At 72.7% G+C, this 7,757-nt stretch carries 8 protein-coding genes and 1 pseudogene; 7 read left to right on the forward strand and 2 right to left on the reverse strand.

Translation table 11 applies throughout. From position 1 onward, the window contains the following. From ACZ418_RS42735 to ACZ418_RS42750, 4 genes and pseudogenes are all read left to right on the forward strand, one after another. A pseudogene (locus ACZ418_RS42735) lies at positions 1-369 on the forward strand (potassium-transporting ATPase subunit B); the annotation flags it as partial. Between the two features lie 24 nt (positions 370-393). After that, positions 394-1,026, forward strand: a complete 633-nt coding sequence (locus ACZ418_RS42740) for a potassium-transporting ATPase subunit C (protein WP_468374252.1) — start codon at positions 394-396, stop codon at positions 1,024-1,026. Positions 1,027-1,079: 53 nt separating this feature from the next. Continuing rightward, on the forward strand, positions 1,080-1,763 hold the full coding sequence (locus ACZ418_RS42745; protein WP_468374254.1) for a response regulator: 684 nt from the start codon (positions 1,080-1,082) through the stop codon (positions 1,761-1,763). Between the two features lie 134 nt (positions 1,764-1,897). Further along, positions 1,898-3,040 carry an MFS transporter gene (locus ACZ418_RS42750; RefSeq protein ID WP_468374270.1) on the forward strand — a complete coding sequence of 381 codons (1,143 nt, stop codon included), beginning with the start codon at positions 1,898-1,900 and terminating at the stop codon, positions 3,038-3,040. Between the two features lie 42 nt (positions 3,041-3,082). Here the strand turns inward: ACZ418_RS42750 and ACZ418_RS42755 are convergent, their stop codons facing one another. Further along, the gene (locus ACZ418_RS42755; protein WP_468374257.1) at positions 3,083-4,489 is read right to left on the reverse strand and encodes a sensor histidine kinase; all 1,407 of its coding nucleotides are present in this window, start codon (positions 4,487-4,489) and stop codon (positions 3,083-3,085) included. Further along, positions 4,486-5,169: a response regulator transcription factor gene (locus ACZ418_RS42760; protein WP_468374260.1), complete on the reverse strand. Its 684-nt coding sequence runs from the start codon at positions 5,167-5,169 to the stop codon at positions 4,486-4,488. The genes ACZ418_RS42755 and ACZ418_RS42760 overlap by 4 nt, the downstream gene beginning before the upstream one ends. Positions 5,170-5,321: 152 nt before the next feature. On the opposite strand from ACZ418_RS42760, the gene ACZ418_RS42765 reads away from it, so the two are divergent. The 3 genes from ACZ418_RS42765 to ACZ418_RS42775 are packed head-to-tail and all read left to right on the forward strand — an operon-like array spanning position 5,322 to position 7,632. Next, on the forward strand, positions 5,322-5,975 hold the full coding sequence (locus tag ACZ418_RS42765; RefSeq protein WP_468374262.1) for a DUF4956 domain-containing protein: 654 nt from the start codon (positions 5,322-5,324) through the stop codon (positions 5,973-5,975). Continuing rightward, on the forward strand, positions 5,972-6,784 hold the full coding sequence (locus ACZ418_RS42770) for a polyphosphate polymerase domain-containing protein (RefSeq protein WP_468374265.1): 813 nt from the start codon (positions 5,972-5,974) through the stop codon (positions 6,782-6,784). The genes ACZ418_RS42765 and ACZ418_RS42770 overlap by 4 nt, the downstream gene beginning before the upstream one ends. Continuing rightward, positions 6,781-7,632, forward strand: a complete 852-nt coding sequence (locus ACZ418_RS42775) for a phosphatase PAP2 family protein (RefSeq protein WP_468374268.1) — start codon at positions 6,781-6,783, stop codon at positions 7,630-7,632. The genes ACZ418_RS42770 and ACZ418_RS42775 overlap by 4 nt, the downstream gene beginning before the upstream one ends. Positions 7,633-7,757: the final 125 nt, after the last annotated feature.

Genomic DNA, 7,757 nt, shown 5'->3' on the forward strand with positions numbered 1-7,757 from the left:
ATCGTGGAGATCGGCAAGCAGCTGCTGATCACGCGCGGTGCGCTGACCACCTTCTCCATCGCCAACGACGTCGCGAAGTACTTCGCGATCATCCCCGCCCTGTTCGCGGCGGTCTACCCGGGCCTGGACAAGCTCAACATCATGCACCTGTCCTCGCCCAACTCCGCGATTCTGTCGGCCGTCGTCTTCAACGCGCTGATCATCATCGCCCTGGTGCCGCTGTCCCTGAAGGGCGTGCGGTACCGGCCGATGAGCGCCGACAGGATGCTGCGGCGCAACCTCGGGATCTACGGCATCGGCGGACTGGTCGCGCCCTTCATCGGCATCAAGATCATCGACATGCTCATCTCCCTCGTCCCCGGGCTGTGACTCTTCAAAGGCGTGCTGATCACCATGAACAACTCCGTAACGAACACCGCCCGGTTGCTCGGGGCGGGCCTGCGGGCCCTCCTCGTGCTGACCCTGGTGACCGGCGTCATCTACCCGCTGGTCGTCACCGGCATCGCGCAGGCACTGTTCAACAACGAGGCGAACGGCTCCGAGATCAAGGCGGACGGCAAGGTGGTCGGCTCGTCGCTGATCGGGCAAGAGGGCTACAGCCTCAGGTACTTCCAGCCCCGCCCGGCGAACGGCCTCGGCACGAACAGCGTCAACACGCAGTACAGGCTGATCCTGTCCGGCGCCACGAACCTGTCCGCCGACAGCAAGGTGCTCCTCAAGCAGGTCGAGGACGCCAAGGCCGAGGTGGTCAAGGACAACTCCGTCCCCGGTTACACCGTGAAGCAGTCCGACGTCCCCGCCGACGCCGTCACCTCCTCCGGCTCCGGGCTGGACCCGGCCATCTCCCCGGAGTACGCCGAACTCCAGGTGCACCGGGTCGCCGCGAAGAACGGCCTGCCCGTCGCCGCGGTGGAGAAGCTGGTGAAGGACCACACCCAGGGCCGCACCCTGGGCTACATCGGCGAGCCACGGGTGAACGTCCTCGAACTCAACATCGCCCTCAAGGACCTCGTGGCGAAGAAGTGACCGCCTTACGCGACTCCCGCAGGCATGACAGGTGACAGGAGAGGCACACCCCCATGACCCGGGTGCTCGTGGTGGAGGACGACCCGCAGCTCGTTCGGGCCCTCGTCATCAACTTGCAGGCACGTCGCTACGGCGTGGACGCCGCTCCCGACGGGGCCACGGCCCTCCGGCTCGCCGCCGCGCGTCAGCCCGACGTGGTGCTGCTGGACCTCGGTCTGCCCGACATGGACGGCGTCGACGTCATCAAGGGCATACGGGGCTGGAGCCGGGTGCCGATCCTGGTGCTGTCCGCCCGGCAGGCGTCCGACGAGAAGGTGGCCGCGCTCGACGCAGGCGCCGACGACTACATCACCAAGCCGTTCAGCATGGACGAGCTGCTCGCCCGGTTGCGGGCCGCCGTCCGCCGGACCGAGGACGCCCCGCTGATCCCTGAGACGACACGGGTCGAGACGGAGCACTTCACCCTGGACCTGCTCGCCAAGAAGGCCGTACGGGACGGCAGGGACGTACGGCTCACCCCGACCGAGTGGCACCTGCTGGAGATCCTGGTGACGAACCCCGGCCGGCTGATCACCCAGCAACAGCTGCTCCAGGAGGTCTGGGGCGTCGCGCAGAGCAACAAGACCAACTATCTGCGGGTCTACATGGCCCAACTCCGCCGGAAACTGGAGTCGGATCCCTCCCGGCCCCGCCATCTGATCACCGAGCCCGGCATGGGCTACCGCTTCGAGGGATGACGCCTTGAGCTCCTGGAGGACGTCCGCAGCCGGGATGTGGGCCGGTAGCCCGGCCTGCTACGTTCGCCAGCATGGTGAACCAGCGCCGAACCGGGGCGGAGGCCGCGCCGGCTTCGGCGGCCTCGGCCCGGCAGATGTGGCCGCTGTACGCGGCCGGGTTCACCACGGCCTTCGGGGCGCACGGCATCGCCGCGAACCTCGGCGGTCACGCGAAGGGCGCGGTGACCTCGCTGCTGGTGCTGGGCGGGCTGCTCGCCCTGTACGACGGCGCGGAGGTGATCCTCAAGCCGGTGTTCGGCACCCTCGCCGACCGGGTGGGCGCCCGCCCGGTGCTGCTCGGCGGCCTCGTGGCCTTCGCGGCGGCGTCCGCGCTGTACGTGATCGCGGACAGCCCCGGCTGGCTGTGGGCGGCCCGGCTCGGCCAGGGTGCCGCGGCCTCGGCGTTCTCGCCGTCCGCGTCCGCGCTGGTGGCCCGGCTCAACCCGGCCGTGGGGCACGGCCGCGCCTTCGGCAGTTACGGCTTCTACAAGTCCATCGGCTACACGCTCGGCCCGCTGCTCGGCGGTGTCCTGGTCTGGGCCGGCGGCCTGTGGCTGCTGTTCGCCGTCCTGGCGGTGCTCGGCGCGGCGGTCGCCGTCTGGGCCGCGCTCGCCGTGCCTGTCGTACCGCCGTTGCCGAAGGCCCGGCAGACGGTGCTGGACCTCGCCCGGCGGCTCGCCGACCCGGCCTTCCTGGCCCCGACCGCCGCGCTCGCCGCTGCAACCGCGGCCCTCTCGGCGGGGGTGGGCTTCCTGCCGGTCTCCGGCCGTGCCGTAGGGCTGGGCACGGTGGCCACCGGGGCCGCCGTGTCGCTGCTCGCCGCCTGCGCGGCCGTGGTCCAGCCGCGTGCGGGGCGGGCCCTGGACGAGGGACGCCTGACCACCCGTACAGGTCTCGCCGCGGGCCTCGCCGTCACCGCCGCCGGTCTGGCCTGCGCCATGCTGCCCGGCCTCACCGGCCTCCTCCCGGCCGCCGCCCTCATCGGCATCGGCACGGGTCTGATCACGCCCCTCGGTTTCGCGGCGCTGGCCTCGTCGACGCCGCGGGAACGGCTGGGGCAGACCATGGGCGCGGCGGAACTCGGACGCGAACTCGGCGACGCGGGCGGCCCGTTGCTGGTGGCGGCGGTTGCCTCTGTGGCCACGCTCACCTATGGGTTTGCCGCGCTGGGGATTCTCATCGGGGCGGGGGCGGCGTTGGCGTTCACCTTCCGGCGTCCGGCACCGGTCGCGCCCTGAACGGCGTGACGCGGCACCCCGGTGGAGCGCACAGGCACCCGCTCAGCAAGGCACATCAACGGTGACCACCGCCCCACCCCCCGAGTTCTCCGCCCGCACCGCACCCCCATGAGCCACGGCCACCGCCCGCACAAACGCGAGCCCCAGCCCCGATCCCTCGCTCGTCCGGCTGGCCTCCGCCCGGGCGAAACGGTCGAAGGCGCGGGGCAGGAACTCAGGTGGGAAGCCCGGCCCCTCATCCGTGACGGACAGCCGCAGCCGACCCTCGTGGACGACGGCCGTAACACGGACGGCCCCGTCACCGTGCCGCAGCGCGTTGGCGACGAGGTTGCCGATGGCGGGCACCAGCCAGCGCGCGTCGACGTCGACGACGGTGTCCGCCGCGTCGGCGGAAACACCGCGCCCGGCCCGTTCGGCGGTGCGCAGATGCGGGGCCACGGCGGTGCCGACCAGGTCGGCGAGTCGTACCGGTGCCCGCGTGATGTGGCCGGTGCTGCCGAGTTCCTCCAGGTCGAGCAGGGCGTTGGAGAGGTCGATCAGGCGCTGGACCTCAGCGTCCACGGAGCGCAGGGTCTGGTTGAGTTCCTCGGCGGTGCGGGGGCGGTGCAGCGCCACGTCGACCTCGGCCCGCAGCAGGGACAGCGGGGTGCGCAGCTCATGGCTGGCGTCCGCGACGAAACGGCGCTCGCGGACGGCGGACGCCTCCAGGCGGTCGAGCATGCGGTTGAGGGTGTGCCCGAGCCGGGTGATCTCGTCGTCGCGGTCGGCGGGCACGTCCAGGCGCAGGTTCGGTCCGCCGTCGGCGAGGGCGGCGGCAGCGGTGCGGTAGCGCTCGACGGGCCGCAGTGCGGCGCGGGCGGTGCGGTAGCCGACGTACGAGGCGGCGATCAGGGTCAGTCCGGAGGCGAGCGCGAGCTGGGCGAGGAGTTCCCGCAGGGCCTCGTCGCGATGCCCGCGGCGGACGGCGGCGACGACGACCCGTACCGCTCCGCCCGCCCGGACCCGCTCGGCCTGCAGGCGCAGGGTGTCCGGGGTGATCGGCAGCAGGGAGCCGATGTCGCGGCGTACCGCGTGCCCGCGCACGGCGGCGTCGAGTTCGGCAGGGGTGAGCAGCGCCCGAGGGCCCACGGCGGCAGTGGAAGCGAGGACCCGGCCGTGGGTGTCGAGGACCTGGCAGAGGCTGCCGCTGGGGCCCGGAGGCAGCGCGGTGCCGGCGCGCACGGCCCGGTCGAGGCTGTGCCGGTAGGTGGCCAGGTCGTCGTGGAGCTGACGGTCGAGGGCGGTCTGCACCCGCCAGTAGACCAGCCCGGCCGTACCGGTCAGCACCAGGGACATGGTGACGGCGACGGCCAGCACGAGCCGGGTGACGACGGGCAGCCGGCCGAACCACGCGCGCAACCGGGAGGGCAGCCGCTCGCCCTCCGCGCGCAGCCCGCCGGGCAGGGTCACGGGGCGGTCTCCAGGCGGTAGCCGCGCCCGCGCAGGGTCGTGATCGTCGTACGGTCGAAGGCCCGGTCGACCTTCGCGCGCACCTTGGAGACGTGCACGTCGATGGCGTTGCTGCGCAGGTCGGTCTCGCCGTCCCAGACCTCGTCGAGCAGCTGCAGCCGGGTCACCAGGCGTCCGGCGTTCTCCATCAGCACCCGCAGCACGTCGAACTCCCGCCGGGACAGGTCGAGTTCGGTGTCCGCCCGCCAGGCCCGCTGCTGCTCTGGGTCGAGGACGAGGTCGCCGACCTTCAGACGGCCCGACAGACGGCCCGAGCCGTCGGGGCGGCGCCGGGATATCGCCCGCAGCCGCGCCAGCAGCTCCTCCAGGGCGAACGGCTTGACCACGTAGTCGTCGGCGCCGGCGTCTAGACCGGCGACCCGTTCGCTGATCGCGCCGCGCGCCGTCAGCAGGATCACGGGCACGTCGACGCCCTCGCCGCGCAGCGTCCGGCACACCTCGACCCCGTCCATCCCGGGCAGCATCACATCCAGCAGGACCCCGTCCAGGCGGGGGTCACGGGCGGCGGCCAGCCCCGAGGGGCCGTCGTAACGGCCCTCGGCGGTGTGTCCGGACTCGGTGAGGTAGCGGACGACGAGGTCGGTGAGGCGGGTCTCGTCGTCGACGACCAGGTAGTGCATGGCGGTCAGGCTAACCGCCGGCGCTCCCGGCTCCGGGCGCCCGGAAGCCTTCATGGTCCGTTCATGTGACATCCCTACCTTCCTTCACGTCGCGGTGCTCCGCGGACCGCGACCGGTCCGCCGTCCGACGTGCCGGGACGGAAGGGACAGTCATGCACGCACTGGTGCTCGCCGCCAAGGGCATCACCCACCACATCGCCCCCCTCGATCTCGTCACGCGTGGCGGCCTCGACGTGGTCGCCCTGCTGGTCCTGGTCGGCTGGCTCTACCGGCGCCGCCCCAGCGCACCGGCGATGCCGCTGGTCCTGGCCGCGCTGAACATCGGGCTGTTCGCGGCGATGAGCACGATCAGCGCGGGCAAGTTCCCCGCCGGGGTCGGCTTCGGACTGTTCGGCATCCTCTCCCTGGTCCGGCTGCGCAGCGCCGCCTTCACCCTGCGCGACGTCGCCTACACCTTCGTGGCCCTGGTCATCGCCCTGTGCACCGGACTTCCGCAGCGCGACAGCTGGCTGGTGATCACGCTGGACGCGGTGGTGCTGCTGGCGGTCCTGCTGGTGGACGACCCCCGCGCCTACCAGCCGACGACCCGCACGGTGAAGCTGACCCTGGACCGGATCTACGACGACCCCGCCCTGATCTCCCAGGACGTCGCGTTCCGCTTCGGCCGGGCTCCGCTGTCGGTCGAGGTCGACGAGGTCGACTACGTCCGCGAGACCACCCGGGTCTCCGCCCACTACCCCGTCGTACCGGGCGAGGCGGCCGGTGCCCAGGACGCCGAGCCGCGCGAGCCGGTGACCGTCGCATGAGCTCCTCCTTCGCGGCGGACCTCGGCCTCACCGCCCTGCGCGGCGCCACGCTCGCCGAGGTCGACGCGGCGGCCGCGCTGCAGCACCGCACCGACCGCAAGTACCTGGTCCCGCTCGACCGCGCCCGCGACCTCGTCGCCCGGCTCGCCGACAGCCACCATGTCCTCGACCTGGCCGGCCGTCGTACGACCGGCTACCTCAGCACTTACTTCGACACCGAGCAGCTCGGCGCCTGGCGGGCCCACGTCCAGGGCCGCCGCCGGCGCTGGAAGGTCCGCACCCGCCTGTACGCGGAGGACGGACTGTGCCGGGTGGAGGTGAAGACGAAGGACGGCCGTGGGGCCACCGTCAAGCACGCCCTGAGGATCCCCGCTCACGCCTACGGGCGGCTGGACGGCTCCGCCGCCGGGTTCGTCGACGGGGTGCTGGGCGCGGCGGACATCCCCGTCACCACCGCGGCCCTGTCCCCGGCCGCCGAGATCCGCTATGTCCGCGCGGCCCTCGCCGATCTGGACCACGGCACGCGTGTCACCCTCGACGGCGGACTCACCTGCCACCACGGTGACCGCACCGCCGCCCTCGACCCGGGGCACGTCCTCGTGGAGACCAAGGGCGGCACCCGGCCCGCCCCCGCCGACCGGCTCCTGCTGCGCGTGGGTGCCCGGCCCGTCTCCCTGAGCAAGTACGTCGTCGGCCGGTCCCTGCTCACCCCCGGCCTGCCCGACAACGACGTACGCCGGCTCGCCCGCGCCCACTTCACCACCGAGGCGAGCCCCACCCCGCTCCTCGAAAGGACCCCCGCCGCATGAACGCCCTGCGTGGCATCAAATGGCCGTACGCCGTCATCGCGCTGATCGCCGTGGCCGCCGCCTCCTTCGGTCTGCTGCGACCGCAGCTGGCCGCCGCCGGATTCCCCGGGCTGAAGCTCTCGGCGACCGACCGCATCAAGCAGAACCCGCCCCCGGCCCTCTTCACCGACGCCGAGATCGCGCCGATCGGCAAGCTGGCCGCCGAGCAGAAGGCGAAGGCCGACGCCCTCTTCGCCCAGTGGAAGAAGGCACACGGCGCCACCCGCGACGACCAGGCGTTCGCCGCCTGGGCCGCTCAGCAGGTCCCCGCCCCGCCCACGGCGAAGCAGCGCACCGCCGAACTCCACCAGGTCCAGGCCCTCGCCAGGACCCGTACGGCCGCCGGGAAGAAGGCGGCCGGCTGGCTGGAGCTGAACGGCAAGAAGGACATCTGGAAGGTGTACCTCCACGACCAGACCGAACTCGTCCCCGCCGCGAAGGGCACGGCGGAGAAGGCGGAGCTCAAGGCGGCCCTGAAGCTGGCCAAGACGATCAGCGACCAGGTGGCGGCCAAGGACAGGCAGCCGGCCCCGTTCGTGCTGGACCCGAGCCTGCGCCCGGACAAGCACATCAAGCCCGGCGCCAAGGGCCCGTACTCCTACCCCTCCCGGCACGCGGCCCGTTCCGCGGCGGCCGTCACCTTCCTCGGCGCCCTCTCCCCGCACCGGACCGGGGACTACGCGTGGATGCAGGCCGAGGTCCTCTACTCCCGCCTCTACATGGCCGGTCACGTCACCAGCGACCTGACCGCCGGAACCCTGCTCGGTGACCTGGTCGGAGACTACGAACTCGCGATCAGCGGGCACTGACAGCGGGTACTGACAGCGGGTACTGACAGCGGGGTGGTGGGGGGGGGGGGGGGGGGGGGGGGGGGGGGGGGGGGGGGGGGGGGGGGGGGGGGGGGGGGGGGGGGGGGGGGGGGGGGGGGGGGGGG

The organism is Streptomyces sp. NPDC030820 (genome assembly GCF_055572075.1).